Annotated in this window: 21 protein-coding genes and 1 tRNA gene; 13 read left to right on the top strand and 9 right to left on the bottom strand. The window is 70.4% G+C overall.

Annotation, left to right across the window (positions count from 1 at the left end):
* Positions 1-63: 63 nt before the first annotated feature.
* Both ACZ4MF_RS05860 and dcd read right to left on the bottom strand, forming a co-directional pair.
* Positions 64-597 (bottom strand): phosphoribosyltransferase, encoded by a 534-nt coding sequence (locus ACZ4MF_RS05860; RefSeq protein ID WP_467490152.1) that lies wholly within the window; start codon positions 595-597, stop codon positions 64-66.
* Between the two features lie 13 nt (positions 598-610).
* A complete protein-coding gene (gene dcd / locus ACZ4MF_RS05855) occupies positions 611-1,186 on the bottom strand; it encodes a dCTP deaminase (protein WP_071375215.1) in 576 nt (191 codons plus the stop codon).
* Positions 1,187-1,747: 561 nt separating this feature from the next.
* Between dcd and ACZ4MF_RS05850 the strand changes: the two genes are divergently transcribed.
* Positions 1,748-1,821: transfer RNA gene (locus ACZ4MF_RS05850), tRNA-Gly, on the top strand.
* A 45-nt stretch (positions 1,822-1,866) separates the two neighbouring features.
* Here ACZ4MF_RS05850 and ACZ4MF_RS05845 read toward each other — a convergent pair.
* The 3 genes from ACZ4MF_RS05845 to ACZ4MF_RS05835 form a co-directional block, all read right to left on the bottom strand.
* Positions 1,867-3,234 (bottom strand): cryptochrome/photolyase family protein, encoded by a 1,368-nt coding sequence (locus ACZ4MF_RS05845; RefSeq protein WP_467490149.1) that lies wholly within the window; start codon positions 3,232-3,234, stop codon positions 1,867-1,869.
* A gap of 15 nt (positions 3,235-3,249) precedes the next feature.
* Positions 3,250-4,761 carry an SDR family oxidoreductase gene (locus ACZ4MF_RS05840; protein WP_467490666.1) on the bottom strand — a complete coding sequence of 504 codons (1,512 nt, stop codon included), beginning with the start codon at positions 4,759-4,761 and terminating at the stop codon, positions 3,250-3,252.
* Between the two features lie 753 nt (positions 4,762-5,514).
* A complete protein-coding gene (locus ACZ4MF_RS05835) occupies positions 5,515-6,216 on the bottom strand; it encodes a hypothetical protein (RefSeq protein WP_467490147.1) in 702 nt (233 codons plus the stop codon).
* A 290-nt stretch (positions 6,217-6,506) separates the two neighbouring features.
* Here ACZ4MF_RS05835 and ACZ4MF_RS05830 point away from each other — a divergent pair, with 290 nt between their 5' ends.
* The 11 genes from ACZ4MF_RS05830 (at position 6,507) to ACZ4MF_RS05780 (ending at position 14,838) form a co-directional block, all read left to right on the top strand.
* A complete protein-coding gene (locus tag ACZ4MF_RS05830; protein ID WP_467490145.1) occupies positions 6,507-6,767 on the top strand; it encodes a hypothetical protein in 261 nt (86 codons plus the stop codon).
* Positions 6,768-6,845: 78 nt separating this feature from the next.
* On the top strand, positions 6,846-7,217 hold the full coding sequence (locus ACZ4MF_RS05825; RefSeq protein ID WP_467490143.1) for a hypothetical protein: 372 nt from the start codon (positions 6,846-6,848) through the stop codon (positions 7,215-7,217).
* 44 nt (positions 7,218-7,261) lie between these two features.
* On the top strand, positions 7,262-7,756 hold the full coding sequence (locus tag ACZ4MF_RS05820) for a DUF5994 family protein (RefSeq protein WP_467490141.1): 495 nt from the start codon (positions 7,262-7,264) through the stop codon (positions 7,754-7,756).
* An 88-nt stretch (positions 7,757-7,844) separates the two neighbouring features.
* Entirely contained in the window at positions 7,845-8,216 is a 372-nt protein-coding gene (locus ACZ4MF_RS05815; RefSeq protein WP_467490139.1) for an STAS domain-containing protein, read from the top strand.
* 154 nt (positions 8,217-8,370) lie between these two features.
* Complete coding sequence (locus ACZ4MF_RS05810) at positions 8,371-8,745, top strand: DUF5994 family protein (RefSeq protein WP_467490664.1); 375 nt, start codon at positions 8,371-8,373, stop codon at positions 8,743-8,745.
* Between the two features lie 173 nt (positions 8,746-8,918).
* The gene (locus ACZ4MF_RS05805) at positions 8,919-9,257 is read left to right on the top strand and encodes a MerR family transcriptional regulator (protein WP_467490137.1); all 339 of its coding nucleotides are present in this window, start codon (positions 8,919-8,921) and stop codon (positions 9,255-9,257) included.
* 231 nt (positions 9,258-9,488) lie between these two features.
* The gene (locus ACZ4MF_RS05800; RefSeq protein ID WP_020943091.1) at positions 9,489-9,695 is read left to right on the top strand and encodes a cold-shock protein; all 207 of its coding nucleotides are present in this window, start codon (positions 9,489-9,491) and stop codon (positions 9,693-9,695) included.
* Between the two features lie 218 nt (positions 9,696-9,913).
* Complete coding sequence (locus ACZ4MF_RS05795; protein WP_467490135.1) at positions 9,914-11,419, top strand: DEAD/DEAH box helicase; 1,506 nt, start codon at positions 9,914-9,916, stop codon at positions 11,417-11,419.
* A 151-nt stretch (positions 11,420-11,570) separates the two neighbouring features.
* Positions 11,571-11,906, top strand: coding sequence for a CBS domain-containing protein (locus ACZ4MF_RS05790; RefSeq protein WP_467490662.1), 336 nt, complete (start codon positions 11,571-11,573; stop codon positions 11,904-11,906).
* 34 nt (positions 11,907-11,940) lie between these two features.
* A complete protein-coding gene (locus tag ACZ4MF_RS05785) occupies positions 11,941-12,228 on the top strand; it encodes an SCO5918 family protein (RefSeq protein ID WP_467490133.1) in 288 nt (95 codons plus the stop codon).
* Between the two features lie 765 nt (positions 12,229-12,993).
* Entirely contained in the window at positions 12,994-14,838 is a 1,845-nt protein-coding gene (locus ACZ4MF_RS05780; protein WP_467490131.1) for an RICIN domain-containing protein, read from the top strand.
* A gap of 179 nt (positions 14,839-15,017) precedes the next feature.
* Here the strand turns inward: ACZ4MF_RS05780 and ACZ4MF_RS05775 are convergent, their stop codons facing one another.
* The 3 genes from ACZ4MF_RS05775 to ACZ4MF_RS05765 all read right to left on the bottom strand — a co-directional run bounded on the left by ACZ4MF_RS05775 (position 15,018) and on the right by ACZ4MF_RS05765 (position 18,901).
* Entirely contained in the window at positions 15,018-17,441 is a 2,424-nt protein-coding gene (locus ACZ4MF_RS05775) for a non-reducing end alpha-L-arabinofuranosidase family hydrolase (RefSeq protein WP_467490129.1), read from the bottom strand.
* A gap of 147 nt (positions 17,442-17,588) precedes the next feature.
* Positions 17,589-18,374, bottom strand: coding sequence for a hypothetical protein (locus ACZ4MF_RS05770; protein WP_467490127.1), 786 nt, complete (start codon positions 18,372-18,374; stop codon positions 17,589-17,591).
* A complete protein-coding gene (locus ACZ4MF_RS05765; protein WP_467490125.1) occupies positions 18,371-18,901 on the bottom strand; it encodes a SigE family RNA polymerase sigma factor in 531 nt (176 codons plus the stop codon). The genes ACZ4MF_RS05770 and ACZ4MF_RS05765 overlap by 4 nt, the downstream gene beginning before the upstream one ends.
* A 308-nt stretch (positions 18,902-19,209) precedes the next feature.
* On the opposite strand from ACZ4MF_RS05765, the gene ACZ4MF_RS05760 reads away from it, so the two are divergent.
* Positions 19,210-19,572, top strand: coding sequence for an AbfB domain-containing protein (locus ACZ4MF_RS05760; RefSeq protein WP_467490123.1), 363 nt, complete (start codon positions 19,210-19,212; stop codon positions 19,570-19,572).
* Positions 19,573-19,795: 223 nt separating this feature from the next.
* On the opposite strand, the gene ACZ4MF_RS05755 is transcribed toward ACZ4MF_RS05760, so the two are convergent.
* Entirely contained in the window at positions 19,796-20,326 is a 531-nt protein-coding gene (locus ACZ4MF_RS05755; RefSeq protein ID WP_467490121.1) for a hypothetical protein, read from the bottom strand.
* Positions 20,327-20,757: the final 431 nt, after the last annotated feature.

Genomic DNA, 20,757 nt, shown 5'->3' with positions numbered 1-20,757 from the left:
GGTGCCTCGGCTGCACAGACAGCGGACGCACCAGGCGCTCGGATTCGATCAGGCCCGAAGAGCTCAGAGAGCGTCTTTCGACGGCGTGATCGGCGTGCCGGACTTACGGCATGGAGGCAACACAGACCACGGGAAGTTGATCCAGTCATCCGTCCGCTTCCACACGTACTCGCACTTCACGAGGGAGTGGGACTTCTCATAGATCACCGCGGAGCGCACCTCGGCGACGGTGTCGAGGCAGAAGTCGCGCACGAGCTTCAGGGTCTTGCCGGTGTCCGCGACGTCGTCGGTGATCAACACCTTCTTGTCGGAGAAGTCGATCACGTTGGGGACGGGCGCGAGCATGACCGGCATTTCCAGGGTGGTCCCCACCCCGGTGTAGAACTCCACGTTCACGAGGTGGATGTTCTTGCAGTCCAGCGCGTAGGCCAGCCCACCGGCGACGAACACCCCGCCCCGGGCGATGCTGAGCACGATGTCGGGCTCGTACCCGTCGTCGGCGATGGTCTGCGCCAGCTCCCGCACGGCACCGCCGAACGCGTCGTACGTCAGGTTCTCCCGCACGCCCCGGGTCTCCACGCCCTGCGTCTCACTCATGCTTCTGCCGCCCTCACACCTGGGTCCGATGGAAATTGACGTAGGAACGCGAGGCGGTCGGCCCGCGCTGCCCCTGGTAGCGGGAGCCGTAGCGCTCGCTGCCGTACGGGAACTCGGCGGGCGAGGTCAGCCGGAACATGCACAGCTGGCCGATCTTCATCCCCGGCCAGAGCTTGATCGGCAGCGTGGCGAGGTTGGAGAGCTCAAGCGTGACGTGACCGCTGAAGCCGGGGTCGATGAACCCGGCGGTGGAGTGCGTGACCAGCCCGAGCCGCCCCAGCGAGGACTTCCCCTCAAGTCGCGACGCGAGATCGTCGGGCAGGGAGATGACCTCGTACGTCGAGGCGAGCACGAACTCCCCGGGATGCAGGATGAACGGCTCGTCGCCCTCCGGCTCGACCAGCCGGGTCAGATCGGGCTGCTCGACCGAGGGGTCGATGTGCGGGTACCGGTGGTTCTCGAACACCCGGAAGTACCGGTCCAGCCGCACGTCAACGCTCGACGGCTGCACCATGGATTGGTCGTAGGGATCGATCCGTACCCGCCCGGCGTCGATCTCGGCCCGGATGTCCTTGTCTGAGAGAAGCACGTAGCGAGGATACGCAAGGCGCGCGGAGCCGTGACAATCGTGACGACTCCGCGCGCCAGGGTTACCGCCCGCGCCGCCTCCACGACGGCGCCCCTGCCTCTTCTGTCGCTTTCCTTCGCTACCGCTGCTTCTCCAGGGCGACCGGCACCACACTGCGGAGCCGGGTGCACCGAGGACACCTCATGAGCCGACCGGGGCCGAGCCGCTCGGCCTGCTGCATCGGGAACGAAGCGGCGCTGAAGACGTGCCCGTCCGCACAACGGACGACGGTGCGTTCCATCAAGTCCCTTAAGTCCCTTCCCCAAGAGCCCCGTCGAGCGTGACCGACCCGACGACAAAAGGCACATTACGGGATCAAAGAGACGACTCTCCAGGCGGCGCTCCGGCCCCGCCCGCGCCCTCCTCCAAGCCTCCACGGTACGCCCCAACTCCGGCCACCCGCAGCCGGATCCCACCCCTGAAACAGACTCAGACCCCTGGGCCCGGGCACCAGGGGTCTGCGATGTTGTACAGTGAGCATCGTCCGGACCTCGACTCCCCGAGCCGACCGTCCGTACTTACGCGGGTGTAGTTTAATGGTAGAACATCAGCTTCCCAAGCTGAGAGCGCGAGTTCGATTCTCGTCACCCGCTCCAGGATGAAGCCCCAGGTCAGCAGCCTGGGGCTTGTTTTTTGTCCGGTCAGTAGGCTCTCCTCCGCTCCCTGAAACGGGCGGCGGCCGCGCCGAGATCCACGATCGGGGCGGGATAGTCCAGGCCCGCACGGGTGGCTGCGTCAAGGTGGGGGACACGGTGAACCGCGGTGGCGTCGAGGTGGCGGAGCTCGGGGAGCCAGCGGCGTACGTACTCCCCGCGAGGGTCGTACCGGCGTGCCTGGACGAGTGGGTTGAGGAGCCGGTTCGGGCGGGTGTCCGTGCCGGTCCCGGCGACCCATTGCCAGTTGAGCTGGTTGTTCGCCACATCTCCGTCGACAAGGAGGTCCAGGAAGTGGCGGGCTCCCGCGCGCCAGTCCACGTACAGCGTCTTGGTGAGAAAGCCGGCCACGAGCAGGCGGGCCCGGCCCGGCATCCAGCCCTCGTGGCGAAGCTGTCGTAAGGCGGCGTCGACGACGGGGTAGCCCGTGCGGCCGTCCTGCCAGGCTTCGAACTCCTTCGTCGCGCGGCGCCAGCGGTCGTGCCGGGGCCGGTAGTCGTGGTCGGCCGCGTCGGGGCGGGCCGCCAGGACCTGGTGGTGGAAGTCGCGCCAGGCGAGCTGGCGGACGAAGGCGTGTGCACCGGCATCGTCCTGGGCGCGGGCCCGGTGCAGCAGTTCGGTGGGCGAGAGGCAGCCGAAGTGCAGGTAGGGGGAGAGCCGGGAGGTCGCGTCGGCGGCCAGGTCGTCGTGCCGGTCGCCGTATGCGGACAGCGGACCCGCCAGCCATGACCACATCCTGCGGCGGGCCTCGGATTCCCCGCCGACGGCCAGGCCCGGCGAGGTGGAACCCGACGTGAGGGACTCTGCGCGAGGAAGGCCGGCCGAGCCCACGTCCGGTAGCCGTACGGCGTCCGGTGCCGGCAGGACGCCGCGCACGGAGAAGCTCTCCCATCGGCGGAAGTACGGGGTGAAGACGGCGAAGTGGCTCTTGCCCGCCGGTGTCAGTGCCCCCGGCGGTACGACCGTCAACGAGGCGGCGTGGACACGTAGTTCCCGTCGGTCGCCGGCCAGCTCCACGCGCAGCCGGTCCTCGCGCCGTACCGCGTAGCGGCTCACCCCGCCCGCGATGTGCACCACGGTGGCCCCGGTCTCCGACGCCACCCGGCAGGTCTCCTCGACCACGTCGCCGACGCGCACCACCAGCCGGCCGCCCCGAGCCCTCAGGGCCATGTCGAGATCGGCCAGGCTGTCGGCGAGGAACGCCGCGCGGTTGGGTCCGGCGAAGCCGGTGCGGCGGATGCCGGTGTCGACGACGAAGAGCGGGACCACACGTTCCGCATCCTTCAACGCGGCCTGGAGGACCGGGTTGTCGTGCACCCGAAGGTCGGCGGTGAACAGGGCGACCGAAACGCGCACGGTTCCTCGAGCCCCTCAGTGAGTGCGGGCCGGTTCGGGGGCGGCCGATTCGGCCGCGGCGGCGATGTTGCGGGCCATGCCGCCGAAGACCGCGGCATGGAAGGGGGCCACGCCCCACCAGTAGGCGTGCCCGGCCAGGCCGTGAGGGTGGAACAGGGCCCGCTGCCGGTACACCGTGCGTCCCTGTGGGTCCCGGTCGACGGCCATCTCCAGCCAGGCCAGGCCCGGCAGCCGCATCTCCGCGCGCAGCCGGAGCAGCCGGCCCGGCTCGATCTCCTCCACGCGCCAGAAGTCCAGGCTGTCGCCGACCCGCAGCCGGGTCGCGTCCCGGCGGCCCCGGCGCAGACCGACACCGCCCGCGAGGGTGTCCAGCCAGCCCCGCAGGGACCAGGCCAGCGGCGAGGAGTACCAGCCGTTCTCACCGCCGATCGCCTCCACCACCCGCCACAGCGCCTGTGGCGACGCCGCGACCGTGCGCTCGCGGTGATCCGTGTAGAGGTTCCCGCCCGCCCAGTCGGGGTCGGTGGGCAGCGGGTCGCTGGGGGCGAGGGGAGTCGAGGCCGAGGACCATCTGGTGGCGACGTCCGCGTCCTGCACGCGCCTGAGAGCCAGCCGGATCGCCCGGTCGAGGGGGACCGGTCCCTCCGGCGGGTCCGGCACGTAACGGACGATGTCCCGCTCGGCGCAGATCACCTCGTGCTTCAGCGACTCGACCAGCGGGCGCGCGAGGGCGCCCGGCACCGGAGTGACCAGACCGACCCAGAGACTGGACAGTCGGGGGGTGAGCAGCGGAACGGGGACGATGACGCGTTTCGGTAGCCCGGCGACGACGGCGTACCGCCGCATCATCTCCTCGTACGTGACGATGTCCGGTCCGCCGATGTCGAAGGCGCGGTTCACGTCGTAGGGCAGCCTCGCGCATCCTACGAGGAAGCGCAGCACGTCGCGGACGGCGATGGGCTGGATGCGGGTGCGCACCCAGCTCGGGGTCACCATCAAGGGCAGCCGCTCGGTCAGATACCGCAGCATCTCGAACGAGGCCGAACCCGACCCGATGATCACGGCTGCCCGCAGTACGGCGGTCGGTACGCCCGAGGCCAGGAGGATGCGGCCCACTTCGGCGCGGGACCGCAGATGGGGCGAGAGTGCGTGCTCGGGCACTCCGGAAGGGCTCAGACCGCCGAGGTAGACAATCCGACGGATTCCGGCAGCACGCGCCTGCTCGCCGAAGATCCTGGCCGCGCGCCGGTCGGTCTCCTCGAAGCCCCGGCCGGTGCCCAGCGCGTGCACCAGGTAGTACGCGACGTCGATGCTCTGCATGGCCGCGCGCACGGCCTCCTCGTCCGTCACGTCCCCGCGCACGGTCTCCGCCTGCTCAGCCCACGGATGGTCCCGCAGCTTGCCGGGCGATCGGGCCAGGCAGCGCACGGAATGCCCGGCGGCCAGCAACTCCGGCACCAGCCTGCCGCCGATGTAACCGGTGGCGCCGGTGACCAGACAGCGCAGCGACCGGTCGTCGTCGGTCATGCCGATCGCACGCATGCCTGTCGAGTGCGCCTTGTCCGGCGACGGCCGGCGGACCGGGGCGCGGGAAACGTCATGGCTCTCATGTCCTCCCGGGACGTGCCTTCTGATGTGCCCTGTCGCTGTTCCCTGAACCCATGCTTGGGCCCGAGGACGAGCTCCGCAACCTCGCCGTCCCCGTCCGAGAGCACCCGCCACGACGATCCGGCCCAACCGGAGTGCCTCCTCACGTTGGGCACCGGGCTCCTGGCCATGAGGGCCAGGGTCGCCCGCCGCCATGCTCAGGACGACGTGTCGACGAGTCCTGATCGTGGAGAGGGCGACGCGGGCACGGCATCGTCCACCTCGCAGCGCCGTGCCCATAGCGTGCCCTTCAGAGCGGACAACCACGGTCAACAGAAGTGCGAGTCCGCCCCTCTGGATCAAGGACTGTGGCACGAATGCGCAGGTCAGGAGCCATGCGAGCGGCCAAGCGCCATCGCTTCCCAAGCTGAGAGCGCGAGTTCGATTCTCGTCACCGCCTCCACCTGAAATACCAGGTCAGCGACCTGGGGTTTACCTGTTGCCGGAGGCTACGGCTGCCCAAGTCCCTTCTACGGCTGGTGACTTCAGCGACCGGACGTTCGCGTCAAAGCGGCAGACCGTCGGGCAGTGCCCGGAACGCCTTGTAGCGGGCCCAGCGGGCGCACGGCGACGACATCGCCCTCCTCGCCCTGTGCCTGCCCGAAGCCGAAGCCGAAGCGACGCGTGCGGTGCTCACGTCCCCGGACCCAGCACCAGAACCCGGAACGGGCCGGGCGGCACAGCCGTGAGGGTGTCGTCCCCGGCGCTCCGCCACCCCCAGGACCGCAACGTCTCAACCGCCCTGTGGTCCCGGGCGTCCACCAGCGTGACGCCGAGTACGGCGCCGTGGTCGGCGAGCAGTCGCCGCTGGAAGCGCCGGGCGAGATTCCAGGCGCGGTCCGGCTGCTCCCGGCGCACACGGGGAGGGACGACGATCCCGGAGACGACGAAGAGCCGCCCGGAGGCGGCGCGGCGGAGCAGGCTCTCTGGCAGATGTCCGTCGAAGCCCTCCCACCACGGACCGGCACCGCCCGCGGGAAAGCCGTAGGCGCATCCGGTCAGGGCGGTGGTCTCCGCGATCAGCAGCGAGAACCCCGGTCGTCGTACGTCGGCCGCGAGATGCCGCAGGAAGGCGCCGCGCGCCTGGTTCCACGCCCATGGGCCGTCACCGGACACCTTCGCGTACAGATCGCCCAGCTCTTGCAGGCGATCCTCGACCTGCCCGCGGGTCAGCGGGCGGAGGCGTTCTCCCTCGTACGGTGAGGCTCCCCGCTCCCACCGCGGTCGGCCCGGCGTGCGCGAGTGCGGGTGCGGGTGCGGCTTGGCCGGTGTGGGCCGGGGCGCGGGGACGTTCCACGGCGTCGGGGTCGTCGGGACGAACATGTGCGCGGTCATGGGGCGGACCCTGCTCCGGGCGCGGACGAGGACCGCCCCCGTGTCGTCGATCGCCGAGGGCGGCGCCGGTGTCGGAGCCGGTGCGCGGAGTGCCCTCGGCTTCTCCACCGTACTCCCGGCGGGACCGCCGGTCGGGCGCGGTACGCACGGCCACCCTCACCCGGCATACCCTTCAGAAGAGGGGTCCCATGGAAACACGGCGCAGCCCCGTCACCCCCGTCACCGCCGCTCGACGGCTCGGGCAGCGACCGCGTTCTTGGTGTGTACCCGTCGCCCGCCAGGAGGTCCGTATGAAGCACGAGTCCTTGCCGTCCGAGAGTCATGCCGAGGTCCGCATCGTGGCCGCGACCCCGGAGGTCGCCCGGCGCGTGGCCGACGTCCTCCGCCGTTGCTTCGCCTCGACCGAGCAGCGCAGCTACCCCGCCGGCCGCGAAGGAGGGACCCGGCTCCACCTCACCCTCGACACCGCGAACGCCGCGGAACCCGCACGGTCCTGGCTCTCGACCAGTACATCGACGCAGCAGGCACGAGCACACACCGACGAGGTGTGATCCGGGTCCCCGAGGCCACGCAGATCCACCGTCGCATCCGTCCCCACGCGGCCGTCAACACCTCGGAGAACGACAGCCATGACGAAACTCCGCGAACGCAAGAACATCCGGAAGGCGGTCCTGGAATCCCTGTACGGGGCCGTCGAACACAATCGCCCCGAGGTCAGCGGATCGGTGCTCCGTGCCGAGCTGGACCTGCCCGACGAGGACCTCTCCGCCGCGTGCGTCTACCTGGCGGACGAGGGCCTGATCAGCGTGGAGTGGACCTCGCACCGGACCCCGGCCGCCGTCTCGCTGACACACGTCGGCGTCCGCCTGATGGAAGAGCTGGAGGAGGAGCAGGAGGAGCAGGACGACCGACCCGGCCGCCTCTCGTCGGCCAGGAGTAGCCTTGAGCGTACCGAGAGCTCTTCGCGCAGCGCTTCCGGCGGTGCCGTTCCCGGCGAGTGACCAGACGGGCAGTCGCTCCACGGCTCCCGGGACGGGACCGCACGATGGAACCGAGCAGTACGCCGGCCGGAGGCGCGCCCGCGGCCGGAGCGCGCACGTACCGCATGCCCCCGCCGCGCCTGGCCCTCACCCCGGAGGTCAGCCACGGCCCGCTGGACGGGGCCTGGTGGCCGCGCTGCGCCGCGCTGGAACTCGAACTGCCCTCGTTGGTCGGCTCGTTGGAGCCGGACCCGGACACCACGGTGCGGGTCACCATGGACCCCGCCGAATGGCCCGACGCGCCGCACACGGTCATGTCACCCGGCCGGGAGATCGCCGTGGAGCCGGCCGGCGCCGGGAGCGCCGCGCACGTCATCACCCTGGACTGCGGCACCGTGGGGCGCTGGGTGCTGCTGGTCGTCCCGCCCGAGGAGCCCGCCGGAACAGCCGCCCGGCTGCTGGCCGCGGCAGCCGATCCCGAGAATCCGCTGACCGCCGGGCGCATGCTGACGCTCGCCGAGACCGGGCTCCTCGGGCGCACGACAGGGGAGACACCATGAGGCACGCCTCCCCGTGGGCACCTGGGCAGCGACCGTCGGCCGGCCTCACGTGCCGTCCCCTCACGAGCCGTTGACCAGGCCGGGCGAAGTGCCCGAGCCCTTCGAGGAGTGCCGTATCGTCCGCGCCCACGGCGAGTTGGACGCGCAGACCGTGGCGCCGCTGGTCCGCGCCCTGGCCGAGGCCCGCGCCGCCCGGCCCGGACGGCTCCGCCTCATCGTGGACCTGAGCCGGGTGACTTTCTCCGACGGCAGCATCCTGGCGCCTCTGTGCGAGGCGTGGTCCGACTGCCGTGGCCGGGGCGGCTGGATACGCGTCGTCTACGACAACCACACAACCGACCTGGTCTTCCGCTGCACCGGTCTCCTCGACCGCTTCCCCGCCTACGCCGGCGCGCAGGACGCCTGGGAGGGCCGCACGGCCGGCGCCGGCGCGCCAAAGACACCCGGACGGCAGAGCTGACCGCGGCGATCCGAGCCACTGCGTCCTCCGCCTGCGCTCCCCCGGCGGCCGAGGCACACCGTCCGGCCGGGACCCGACGTACCGCGCCGAACCACTCGACAGGACACCTCATGACGAGCGACCGCCTACGGCCCCCGCCGCCCGCCCGCCTCTCCTGCGCCTGTACCTCGCACCCGAGAGCACCGTGCCACGCCGTATCGACGGGGCCTGGTGGCCACGCACCTTCGATCTCCCGGCGGAACTTCCGCCGCGGCTCTCCGGTCTGCCCCGTGCCTGGGGTCAGATCGTCAGCGTCCTGGTGAACGGCACGGCGGGGACCGGGGCACCGGGCCTCATACTCGTCCGCGACCAGGTCGTCCGGCTGCGCAGGGCCACCACGGCGCACGCGCCGAGCACCGTCGTCCTGATGGCACCCGGCCAGGGGCGCGGGGACCTGCCGGTCGTCCCGCCGGAGGCCACCGAACGGGCCGCCGTGTCGCTCATGCCCGCAGCCGGGCCGACACCGGAGCGGCGCGACTTCGCGAGCTGAGTACGCCAGCCGGCGAGGGGATATCTGCCACGGCGAGACCACATGTCCGTGCCCGCCGGAGTTAGGGTTGTCGCACGAGGCAGATGGCGCGAAGGCGGACGGCGCCGAATCCTTCGCGGCACGGGTGCCACGCACGCCCGGGTTCCTCGCCGCGCCCCCGAAACGAAGGTGCCATGCCCGCTGAGAACACCCCTGTCGCCGGCAACCTCGACGACGACGACTATCCCGCCTACACCATGGGGCGGGCCGCCGATGTTCTCGGCACCACCCCCGCCTTCCTCCGGGCCGTCGGCGAAGCCGGGCTGATCACCCCGCTGCGTTCGGAAGGCGGCCACCGCCGGTACTCCCGCCGCCAGTTGCGCATCGCCGCCCGCGCCCGGGAACTGGTCGGCCAGGGCACCCCCGTCGAGGCCGCATGCCGCATCATCACCCTGGAGGGCCAGCTCGACGACACCCTCCGGCTGAACCGGGAAATGCGCCGGAAGCTGGACGGGCCCGGTGCGGATACCTAGTCCCGCCGATATAGAAATGCACACTCCAGCGGGGTGACAATTACCGGACCGGTCCGAAAACTCATGGCTGCTGCCACTCGCCCTGTGTTAACGTGATAGCCGTTGCGGTTTTGATTGCCAGAGATTTTTCTTTGCAGAGCTTTCCGGGATCTTTCCGGAGGTGTGATCATCGCGGCGACTCGGCTCCGCAAAGTGCGGAGTCCGACACTGCCCCTCCAAGGGAGATTCAATATGGCATCTGGCACCGTGAAGTGGTTCAACGCGGAAAAGGGCTTCGGCTTCATCGAGCAGGAGGGTGGCGGCGCCGACGTGTTCGCCCACTACTCGAACATCATCAGCAACGGTGGCTTCCGCGAGCTTCAGGAAGGCCAGAAGGTTAGCTTCGACGTCACGCAGGGCCAGAAGGGCCCGCAGGCCGAGAACATCGTTCCCGCCTGACGCTGACGCGAACCGTCGCGAGCCACTGGTTCGCGCGTCATGTGGCTGGGGCCCGCGCTCTCGGGGTGCGGGCCCCAGCCCATTTCTTTTCTGCTCCCGCAAGGCCGTAAGGAACGTAAGGAACGTCAACCCAAGGTCTTCGGATTTCACTCGGCTCAGTCCTGTGATTCCTCCTCAAGGAATTCCTCGATACGTGCCGCATCGAGGAAGGCCCCGTCGTGGACCGCACCCGTTCCGCTCGTTCCAGTAGCTCCAGCAGTTCCAGCCGCTCCCGGGCGCAGGAACCGCACCGTCGAAATTCCGGTCCGGGCCCCCGGCACAAGAGCGGTCAACGAGCACGCCCCACCGCACGCCGCCAGGAGTTCGCCCTGCCGGTCACCCTCACCGAGCCGCTCCCCGCGGTCGAGACGTTCGCCGAACTGGACATGCCCGTACGGCTGCTGGCCGCACTCCGCGCCGAGGGCGTGACCGTTCCCTTCCCGATCCAGGCGGCCACCCTGCCGAACACGCTGGCGGGCCGGGACGTCCTGGGCCGGGGTCGGACGGGCTCGGGCAAGACGCTCGCCTTCGGCCTGCCGGTCCTGGCCCGCCTCGACGGGCAGCGGGCCCAGCCCAAACAGCCGCTCGCCCTCGTCCTCGTCCCCACCCGGGAACTGGCCCAGCAGGTCACCGACGCGCTCACCCCGTACGCCCGTGCCCTGCGTTTGCGGCTCGCCACCGTGGTGGGCGGCATGTCGATCGGCCGGCAGGCGAGTGCGCTGCGCGGCGGCGCCGAGGTCGTCGTCGCCACGCCCGGCCGCCTCAAGGACCTCATCGAGCGAGGAGCCTGCCGGCTGGACCAGGTCGCCGTCACCGTCCTGGACGAGGCCGACCAGATGGCCGACATGGGCTTCATGCCGCAGGTGACCGCGCTGCTCGGCCAAGTCCCCGCCCGCGGCCAGCGGTTGCTGTTCTCGGCCACCCTGGACCGCAACATCGACCTCCTGGTACGCCGCTACCTCCACGACCCCGTCGTGCACTCGGTCGACCCGTCCGCGGGAGCCGTCACCACCATGGAGCACCATCTGCTGCACGTGCGCGACGCCGACAAGGACACCGCCGCGACCGAGATCGCCGCCCGCGACGGACGCGTGATCATGTTCCTGGACACCAAGCACGCGGTGGACCGGCTCGCCACGCACCTGCTGTCCGTCGGGGTGCGCGCCTCCGCCCTGCACGGCGGCAAGTCCCAGCAGCAGCGCAACCGGACGCTCGCCCAGTTCAAGGACGGCCACGTCACAGCCCTGGTGGCCACCAACGTCGCCGCCCGCGGCATCCACGTCTCGGGCCTCGACCTCGTCGTGAACGTCGACCCTCCCGGCGACCACAAGGACTACCTGCACCGCGGCGGCCGTACGGCACGCGCCGGCGAGTCCGGCACCGTCGTCACCCTCGTCCTGCCGCACCAGCGGCGCGCCGTGGACCGTCTGATGGCCGACGCCGGCATCACTCCGGGCACCGTCCGGATCCGTCCCGGCGAGGCAGAACTGCAGCGCATCACCGGCGCCCGGACCCCCTCCGGCACGCCCGTCACCCTCACCGCCCCGGTCGACGGACGAACCGAGGGCAGGCGCGAGGGCAAGGGATCCGCCGGCCGGAATCGCAGGGGCCGGGCCGCCGGCCACGGCGGGAGCGGCAGGGCCGCCGCCCGCGCCCGTCGCCCCGCCCCGGGGAACACCCCGTAGCCCCCGTACGGGGATGCGCTCCCAGCAGTCAGGCAGATCCGTCGCCCGTCCCGCCCGCCCCGACGAAGAGGAGAAGCCCTTGACGCAGTACCCGTCCCGAACACAGCAGGCCGGCAGCGCCGACGGCGTCGGTCTGACCGCCTGCGACGCCATGCACGCTCCCGGGCCCCAGGTCGACGACCACATGACGGTCGACGTGGCCCTGTCCGTGCTCATCGGTGCCCGAGTCCCGCACCTGCTCCTCCGGGACGAGGACGGGCGGTGCGCGGGACTGGTCACCCGGGCCCAGCTCGCCGCGCACCGCGGCGGCTCGTGGTACAGCGACCGGACCCGGCTGCGGGACATCCCGCTCGACCGCGGACCGTTCACCCCGTCCGTCGCCGCACTCGGCGAGGCGGAGGCCGCCATGCGGGGCCGGACCCTGGACGTGTCTCCCGTGATCGACGAACACGGCTACGCCCTGGGCATCCTCGCCCTCACGTCCTGAGCCATCACCCCCTGACCGCCCTGTGGAGGCATCCATGCGCTGTGTCATCGCCCGGTTCCCCTTCGACCTGACCAAGTTCGAGGTCGAGCAGTCGATGAGCGGCATCACGCCCGAACCCGCCACCGGCGTGTGCGTGACCGTCGAACGCCGCGTCTACCCCGTGATGCAGGTCGGGGAAGTGATCACCAGGCAGAACCGCCGCGACTTCACCTCGGTCGAGATGCACCGGGCGCTGACCCGTCTCGGCTTCACCTGCCACGACGCGCGCCCGGTCACGCCGGACCGGGACGCGCGAGCCGACGAGCGTGCGTTCGACTGGTGACGTCTTCCGGTTCGACGGCAGGTGAGACGCGGTGCGCAGGGCGGAAAGCCGCGGATGTGGCCCGCTCCCCCGGTTGTCGTCGCGGGGCTGCCCGGCGACATTCGGTGCGGCGTCGCAAAGGACCGACAGCACCTCGGCGGGTCTTGCCGGCGCCTCACACTGCCCATACCGATGACTCCGTGCCCTCCGCGTGCCCTGAGTTCACGTGACCTGCGCCGCACGAGACCCGGTGGTCGGCGCTGTTCCGTCTGCCGGGGCACCTGGAGCCGGGTTGTCGGTGCGGGGCGCGGATGTGGTGATGGCCGGGGACGCGGCGGAGCCAGGACCTCGCAGGCGGCGGGGGCGATGCTCGGCGTACCAGGAGAGGTCACGGGCCACGGCATACGGACCCGTCACGGGCGCCCGCGCATCGAACTGGCGGTCACGGCAGGCAGGTTGTGGCCCAGCCGGCGGAAACGCGTCCGCGCGGTCGCGGGTTCTGCCTCACCGGCCCTGGACGGCGTCGGCAGCGGCACGTTCATGATCCTCAGGTTCCTGGACGGGCGGGCTGGCCGGACACCCTCGACGCCGCCCTGACCGCGCTGCCGAACGTCATCCGGACCGGCCCCGGCGCCCTGAGCGCCCCGCTCCGCGGCGGACGGGAAGCGGTCAGGGCGCAAAAAGAAATCTGTGGCTCTTCGCGGCAACCTTTTCGGCCTCTCGGACCACTCAGTGTTGTCCGGCCAAGTGGTCCGGTCAGATGGAACGGCTGAAAGAGAACAAGGCATGCCCCTTGAACGAGAGCACAGACATGTCCCCGGCCCGCCCACGTCATCGGTGGCGGCCCGCGCCGGCGGCCGCCGCGCCGACGGCCACGCCCGCGGTGGTCGCCCGAGGCATCGTGGCCGTCGGTTGCTCGCGCGTCGGGGTTTCTGGGCGGGCCTCGTCATGGTGGTCGTGGCCGGCTCCGCCGTGGTGGTCAGCCAGGCTTCGGCGCAGCAAACCCTGGATCTGAAGAAGTGGTACGTGCTGGTCAACCGCAACAGCGGCAAGGTGCTGGACGACCGCGCCTTCGCCACGAACGACGGCGCGGCGGTGGTGCAGTGGGCGCGCCACGGCGGGGCCAACCAGCAGTGGCGGTTCGTCGACGCGGGTGACGGGTACTACCGGCTGCAGAACCGGAACTCCGGCAAGGTGCTGGACGACCTCGGCTGGTCGAAGACCGCCGGCTCCGCCCTCGTGCAGTGGAGCGACCTGAACGGCAGCAACCAGCAGTTCAAACTGGCCAAGTCGCCGGACGGCTACGTGCGTTTGATCAATCGCTTCAGCGGCATGGCCGTCGAGGTCCACAACGCCGCCAAGGCCGATGGGGGCGACGTCGTCCAGAACCGCGACCGGAGCGGCGCCGATCAGCAATGGCAACTCGTCCCGGCCGGGAGTGTCGGCAGCGCCGGTACGCCCACCGCGCCGGGCGGCAGCGTTCCCACCAGCCAGGCTCCGAGCGGCTCGCGCCCGTCGTCGCCGTCGTCTCCCTCGGCCGGTGGCGGCAGCTCGACGACACGTTTCATGGGCAGCAGCAGGGTGTTCATCGGCGGTTCGATGTCCGACGCCTCGGCGGCCGCCGCGCCGTTCGACGTGCGCTACGCCTATGTGCACAGCCAGCCCGCGCCCTCGTCGGCCTACTATTCGGCAGCGCGCTGCCAGGACGGGTGGTCGAGCTGGTGGGGCTGCTGGACCGGCAGCACCACAGCTCCGGGCACTTACGTGACCTATCGGGACACCGTGGCGGCCCAGGCGACGTACAAGGGCAGCCCGCGTCCGCAGAAGATGCTCTGGACCTGGTACTCGTTGCGCGACCTCGGGGATGCGGCAGGCGAGGGCGACGGTCCGGGCGAGGTCAAGGCCATCAACCGGCTTGACCTGCTCACCCGGTACCTGAACGACTACCGATTCTTCCTCCAGAAGATCGGCACATCGCACGACATGATCGACCTTGAGCCCGACTTCTGGGGCTACGTCCGGTCGCTCGGCGATCCGCACCAGGTTCCCGCGCAGGTCTCGGCCGCGAATCCGACCGATTGCGGATCGCAGGAGAACAGCGCCGCCGGACTCTCCCGCTGCCTGATCTCGATGGCGCACAAGTACGCGCCGAACACCGCCGTGGGACTGCACCTTTCTTGCTTCGACTGGCAGACCAACACACAGGCATGCGTCAAGGACTACGCAAACCTCGGGGCGCAGAACGCCGACTTCCTGGTCACCGACGTGTCGGACCGCGACGCAGGCTGGTACGCACAGCCGGCCCACGGCGGCAGTGACCACTTCTGGACCGACCAGAAGGCCGCCGACGCGCTGAAGTTCTACAAGACGATGGCCGAGTCCGTGGGCAAGCCGGTGGTCCTCTGGCAGATCCCCGTGGGCAACATGGCACAGAACAACACTCTCAACCACTACAAGGACGACAAGGTGGACTGGTTCTTCGCCCACATGGACCAGGTCGCGAACGCCCATGTCGCCGGCCTGCTCTTCGGTCCAGGGCAGCAGGAACAGACCACGGCCGAGTCCGACGGTGGAAACCTGATCCGCAAGACGATCGCCTACCACAACTCGGGCGGTACCGCGCTCAAGTAGGCGGACAAGCCCCTCCGGGCCTCCGCCTGGTCCACAAAAGACGGGAACCCCAGCCGATACACGGCTGGGGTTCCTTGCGGCGGTGGGTGTCGGTCAGCGGGTGGAGGTGCCCACGCCGTGGCCGCTCGTCTACGCGCCGGCGCACTGCACCCGATCGCGGTCTCCGTGGATCAGGCGGGTCAGCGCTGCAGGGTGAGGAGGCCCGGCCGCCAGGGCAGTCGGTCGTAGGGGCCGCTCGCGGAGGGAGACTTGCCCTGGTAGAGGAACTGCAGGTTGCAGGGGTCGATGGTCATGGTCTGGTCGGGGTTGTTGCGGACCAGGTCACCGTGGCTGATGTCGTCGGTCCAGGTGGCGCCGCTGTTGGCCTTGCCCGCGAAGGGGTTGCTCTCGTCGGCGGCCTGCGGGGTCCACGAGCCGTTCAGACTGGAGGCCGTGAACGAGCGGAAGTAGCGCTGCTCGTTCGCACCCCGCGCCTCGACGATCATGAGGTACTGGTTCTGCCCCTGGACCTTGTAGACCTGCGGCGCCTCGAACAGGTTCTTCACCGTGTCGCTCATGACCGTCGTGTACGACGAGCCGAAGTTGCCCGGGAAGTTCCCGATCGGCATGCTCGCCCGGTAGATCTTGCCGTTGTCACCGGCGAAGAACAGGTACATGTTCTGGTCGTCGGCGATCAGGGTCTGGTCGATCGGGGCGGCGCCCGGGATGCTGCCGGTGAACAGCGGCTGCGGCGCGGACCAGCCCTTGGGGTTGGTGGGGTCGCTCGACGTGCGGTAGACGAAGGGCGAGGTGCCCCACTGGGACGCCAGCACCCAGATCTTCTTGGGCGCGAAGTAGAACAGCGTGGGCGCCACCGCGGACTGGCTCATCCCGGTCTGACCGGCCGACGCCATGTCCGACCAGTTCGTGAAGGGCTTGAACATCATCGAGCCGTACGACGATCCCGACACGCTCGACGCGTAGACCAGGTGTTGGCCGTTGTAGACCACATCGGTGAAGTCCTTCACCGCGTCCCACCCGTTCGCCGGCTGCGCCAGCGCACCCGTCGACGTCCACCGGTACGTCGACGGAAGAGCACACGTGCTGCCCGCCGGAGCAGGCGCCGAAGTCCTGACGTTCCAGTGCTGGTTGGCGCCGCCGTTGGAGGCCGAGATCTGGACGGGGGTGCCGTCGGCGGTCCGACCGCCGGGGATCTCCAGTGCCCGGCCGCTGGCGACGTTGGTCAGCGTGTAGGAGCCGTCACGGTTCCGGCCGGCCCGCCAGTGCTGGTGGGCGCCGCCACCCGAGTCCCGGACCTCCGCCCTCGTCCCGTTGCCGGTCTGGTTGCCGGGCTCGTCCAGTACCCGGCCGCTGGCGACGTTGGTCAGCGTGTAGGAGCCGTCACGGTTCCGGCCGGCCCGCCACTGCTGGTTGGAGGCACCGCTGGCGTCCCACACCTGGAGCGGGGTGCCGTTTCCGTTGTATCCCGCGGGCTCGTCGAGAACGCGTCCGGCGGCCACGTCGGAGAGCGTGTAGACCGTGCCGGAGGTGATGCCCCCGCCCGGCGTGCCGCCACTGCTGCCGCCCAGGGCGGTGAGCACCGCGCTGTAGGCGGGCTTCTTGTCGCCGCCCGCGTCGAACAGCAGCGGGTTCTCACCGGTGCGCCACGAGTCGCTGTCGCGGATGCCCCACACCGTGATGCCCGTGCAGCGGGCGACGTTCACGCACGCCTGGACGGCGCCTGCGTACGCGGTCGGGGACGCCTGGGCGATGTCGAGTTCGGTGATCTGGACGTCCACGCCGAGCGCGGCGAACTTGGACAGAGTGGTCTGGAAGCCGGCCGGCGGGCCGCCTGCGCCGAAGTGGCTCTGGAAGCCGACGCAGTCGATCGGTACACCGCCGGACCTGAAGTCCTTGACCATCGCGTAGACACCCTGCGTCTTGGCGTCGGTCCAGTTCTCGATGTTGTAGTCGTTGTAGCAGAGCTTGGCCGAGGGATCGGCGGCCCGCGCGGTGCGGAAGGCTTCCTCGATGAAGCCGTTGCCCAGCACGTCCTGGAACACCGAGCTGCGGTGCTGACCGCTGCCGCCGTCGGCGAACGCCTCGTTGACCACGTCCCAGGCATAGATCTTGCCCTTGTAGTGGGTCATCTCGGTGGTGATGTGGTTGTCCATCACGCTGCGCAGGGTGTTCGCGTCGGTGATGGACTTGACCCAGCCGGGCAGCTGCGAGTGCCAGACCAGCGTGTGGCCCCGCATCCGCTGCCCCTGCCCGGTGGCGTGGCTGACGATCGAGTCGGCGGGGGCGAAGTTGAAGTTTCCACGGGAGGGTTCGGTGGTGTCCCACTTCATCTCGTTCTCCGGGGTGATCATGTTGAATTCCCGGTCGAGAACGGTGGAGTACGTCGAGTCGCCGAGCCTTCCGGCAGCCACGGCCGTACCGAAGTAGCGGCCGCTGCCGGCCGCCGCACCGGCCAGGGTCGGCGTGCGGGCATTCGGCGTGTGCGCGGCCTGGGCGACCAGGGGTACGGCGGCACCTGCGGCGGCGAGGACCACGGCGGCGGCGAGCACGCGACGGGTAGCCGGACGGCGGCGATGAGAGCGGTTCTGATCTGACAACGGCATGTCCTTTGGGAGCAACGGGCCTTGATCCGGCCCCGGTTACCCGCCAGTTGCCGCCACGCACACAAAGGTTGCCGCGATCGGGGGAAGAGTTTTCACGGCATCGAGCTGTGCGGCAAGGGGACTCGTCGCCTTGCCGCACAGCGGCGTTCACCGGGTCGGGACGAACCCTCCCCGGACCGACGCGGAGCCGCCCGGACCCTGCGCGTCGACGCGGTAGCCGTCGCCCGCGGCACCGCGCACGCCGGTGCCGTTGTTGAACTGGGCGGCGAACTCATGGCTCCCGGCCGGCACGGTCAGGCCCGGCTTGAGGACCCAGCGGTAGACCAGCGTGCCGCCCGCCTCCTGGACGGTGACGGTGAAGTCAGCACTCGGCAGGGTCTGCCAGGTGCCGGTGTTCTTCACCCCGCCGGTCTGCACGATCCGCATCTCGACCGTGAGCGAGGTGAGCGGCCGGGTCGTCTTGAGGACGAGGTTGCTCTGCGTCCAGTAGACGGTGCTGCGCGGGTCCACCGAGCCGGCCGACCACAGCAGCCCGTTCCGGCTCTCGCCGGCCGCCGGCGATGGACTGGTGGCCGGCGGAGTCGATCGCGCGCCGCCCGGGGTGGTGACCGGGGCCGGCGCGACAGGGGTGGGACGGCCCGATGTCGGGTGCGGGGAGCCGGCGGTCGGGGACGGGGTGGCAGGCGTGGTCACGGTGGCCGACGGCGACGAGTGCGCGACGATGGCGGCGACGGCGAGGCCGCCGGTCGCCAGGATGCCGGTGGCGGCGAGCCCGGCGAGCGCGACCCTGGTCCCGGACCTCGCGAACGGCCGCGCGCGGTGACGGACGGCGGGGCCGGCCATGCCGCGTTGCACCTGGGCCAGCATCCTCGCGCGGTCGGGCCGGTGGGCCTCGGCGGCCTCGCGCAGCCGACGGGCGATCTCCTCGTTCACCGGTTCCTCCTCCCTGCCACCAGGTCCCCGACCGCTCGCGCGCCAAGAATCTTTTCCAGCTCGGCCATTGCCTTCGAGGTCTGGCTCTTCACCGTACCGACCGATATGCCCAGCGCCACCGCCGTGTCCTTCTCCGACAGGTCGAAGGCGTGCCGCAGCACCACGCAGGCGCGCTTGCGGAACGGCAGCCGGGCGAGCGCCGCGCGGACGTCCAGCACGGCCGCCATGTCCGGCCCCTCCACCTTCTCGGGGCTGCGGGACCAGAACAGCGTGATCCGGAGTCGCTCGCGCACCGCGCTGCGGATCCGTCCGCGCGCCAGGTTGGCCACCACACCGCGGGCGTAGGCGAGCGGGTGGTCGGCCTGCCGCAACCGGTCCCAGCGCTGCCACAGGGCGACCAGGGCATCTGCCGCGAGGTCGTCCGCCGCGTCGGGCTCGCCGGTCAGGAGGTATGCCAGACGGGCGAGTTCGGCATAGTGGCGTTCGAAGAATTCGTGGAACTCCGCGGACGCGTCATCGAGGAGCATCCCCCGCCCTCTCCTGGCAATGATGTGCGCATTAGTTGCGCGTTTAACAATGGGGGCGCAGCCTAACAGTGCCCGGCCCGGGATTCGAACAGCGCTCGTGCTCGGCTGCGGGCCGGTGAAGGCTGACCGACGGGCTGGTCAACGCCGGCCGAACTGGACTCCGGTCGGCTGCGCGACGTCCGGCCGCACGGCGATGCCGTCGACGGTCAGCCGCTCCCCGTGGATGTCGGTGATCCTGACATCGGTTCCGCTCCCGGTGGGGACGGCACACCAGCACACCGACGACCAGCAGCCCCAAGGCAATACCCGTGACCAGTTCGCGCCTGCGCCACGGTTGCGGCGCGGCGTGCTTCGTCGCCCTCATGCTCGTCCATCCGGTAGTTCGACTCGGCCTTCCGACTCCCAGTCGCCGCAGGAGACGAGAAGGTTGCCGCCCCGACGCCTTCCGTATCCGCCTGGACGCCGACGGCGGATCCGCCATCTTCCGGAAGGACGCCACCTTCTGCGCCCGCTCCGGCTCCGCCGACGGGTCGCTCTCCCTGGAGTCGTACCACTACCCGGGCCGCTGCCTCCGTCACCGGGACAACCTCGAACTCTGGCCCGACCCTTCCGAGAGCAGCGCCGCGTACCCGGCCAGCCGCTCCTTCGTCGTCGTCGCACCCCGTACCTGACCGTAGGTCGGACCGGAATACTCCGCCCATGGCACCGCGGTCTTCCGGCAGCCCGCGCGTCGGCGAAGCAGAAACCGCCGAGGGTCTCTTTCATGATCTCGGTTCCAGCGGACCGCCGACGTGTCCTGACCGGCTACCCCACGGGCCCGGGAGACACGACGTCCCCGGAGTCCGGTACGGGGGCCGTGCTGTCCCACGACGCCGGTTCCCCGTGCGTCACCCGTCAGGCCAGCTTGCGGATCACTGGGGTAAGCCATCGGCGGTACGCCGCCGTGTCCTCCCGCAGAGCCCGGCTCACCACCACATGCCTCTCCGAGACACGCCAGCCGACCGCGCCGACGACTGGCAACTCCAGCACGTGCAGCTCGAACGGGCGGGCCTTGCGCCCCAACTCCGTCTCCACCGCACGAACGAGGTCTCCTTCATGGCCACGGCGATCACCGCGCATCATGGCCTCCGCGTACTCGCGGCCCCGGGCAGAACTCCACCGCACGGCGTCATCGAAGCACTCGCGCACCAGCACCCCGAGTTCCCCGCCGTCCCCGAACCCGGACTCCGGCGCAGGTAACCCGCGATCGGGCCCCTCGTGCCGCGTCAGTTCGCGATCCCACCATCGAACCCACTGCGCCGACGCCTCCGGAACCGCAAGAGGCGCGAGGCTCGCCCGCGTCTCGACCGCCGGCACCAGCGGCGGCACGTCGATGCCGGCGCGCGGACGCAGACCAGCCGCATCCCGCACGAACAACCCGATCACGAGCTCCTGCGAGGTCCCGCTTCGGACCTGCCAGCTGGGCGACCCTGCATATCGCATGACGGACATCCTCCGCCCGCTGACGCCGCCCAGACCAGCGGATTTGGTCGGGCGGCGCGGGGGTGAGATTCCCCCGGGGCACCCGACCACCCCGCAGACGCAAAGGAACTCGCCACGCGGACACCCTCGGGCACACCTCGGCCCCCGGTCACACAAACGGACTCGAGCACGCTGGTCAACGCGCGTAGCGCGGGCCCGCGCGCATGCCGTGCGCAGGGTCAAGTTTCAGCCAGGCAACACCCATCCCCCACCCATTGATCAGTAAGCACCCAACCCCCTTGAGCAATGCGGCGGTCAGGATTCCGCAAGACTTCTTGTTGTTGCGTACTCAACAAAGCGAGGGTCGTCGCGGGCCGCCGCCCCCACCGGTCACC

The sequence above is a fragment of the Streptomyces sp. NPDC025793 genome (assembly GCF_055558375.1).
Note: the sequence above shows the minus strand (reverse complement) of the source record. Positions and strands in the feature narration are given on the sequence as shown.

Coding starts and splice junctions, on each gene's coding strand:
- ACZ4MF_RS05860 (WP_467490152.1), bottom strand. CDS start 597: ATGAGTGAGACGCAGGGCGTGGAGACCCGGGGCGTGCGGGAGAACCTG.
- ACZ4MF_RS05840 (WP_467490666.1), bottom strand. CDS start 4,761: ATGACCGACGACGACCGGTCGCTGCGCTGTCTGGTCACCGGCGCCACC.
- ACZ4MF_RS05835 (WP_467490147.1), bottom strand. CDS start 6,216: ATGACCGCGCACATGTTCGTCCCGACGACCCCGACGCCGTGGAACGTC.
- ACZ4MF_RS05830 (WP_467490145.1), top strand. CDS start 6,507: ATGAAGCACGAGTCCTTGCCGTCCGAGAGTCATGCCGAGGTCCGCATC.
- ACZ4MF_RS05825 (WP_467490143.1), top strand. CDS start 6,846: ATGACGAAACTCCGCGAACGCAAGAACATCCGGAAGGCGGTCCTGGAA.
- ACZ4MF_RS05820 (WP_467490141.1), top strand. CDS start 7,262: ATGGAACCGAGCAGTACGCCGGCCGGAGGCGCGCCCGCGGCCGGAGCG.
- ACZ4MF_RS05805 (WP_467490137.1), top strand. CDS start 8,919: ATGCCCGCTGAGAACACCCCTGTCGCCGGCAACCTCGACGACGACGAC.
- ACZ4MF_RS05800 (WP_020943091.1), top strand. CDS start 9,489: ATGGCATCTGGCACCGTGAAGTGGTTCAACGCGGAAAAGGGCTTCGGC.
- ACZ4MF_RS05790 (WP_467490662.1), top strand. CDS start 11,571: ATGCACGCTCCCGGGCCCCAGGTCGACGACCACATGACGGTCGACGTG.
- ACZ4MF_RS05785 (WP_467490133.1), top strand. CDS start 11,941: ATGCGCTGTGTCATCGCCCGGTTCCCCTTCGACCTGACCAAGTTCGAG.
- ACZ4MF_RS05780 (WP_467490131.1), top strand. CDS start 12,994: ATGCCCCTTGAACGAGAGCACAGACATGTCCCCGGCCCGCCCACGTCA.
- ACZ4MF_RS05775 (WP_467490129.1), bottom strand. CDS start 17,441: ATGCCGTTGTCAGATCAGAACCGCTCTCATCGCCGCCGTCCGGCTACC.
- ACZ4MF_RS05765 (WP_467490125.1), bottom strand. CDS start 18,901: ATGCTCCTCGATGACGCGTCCGCGGAGTTCCACGAATTCTTCGAACGC.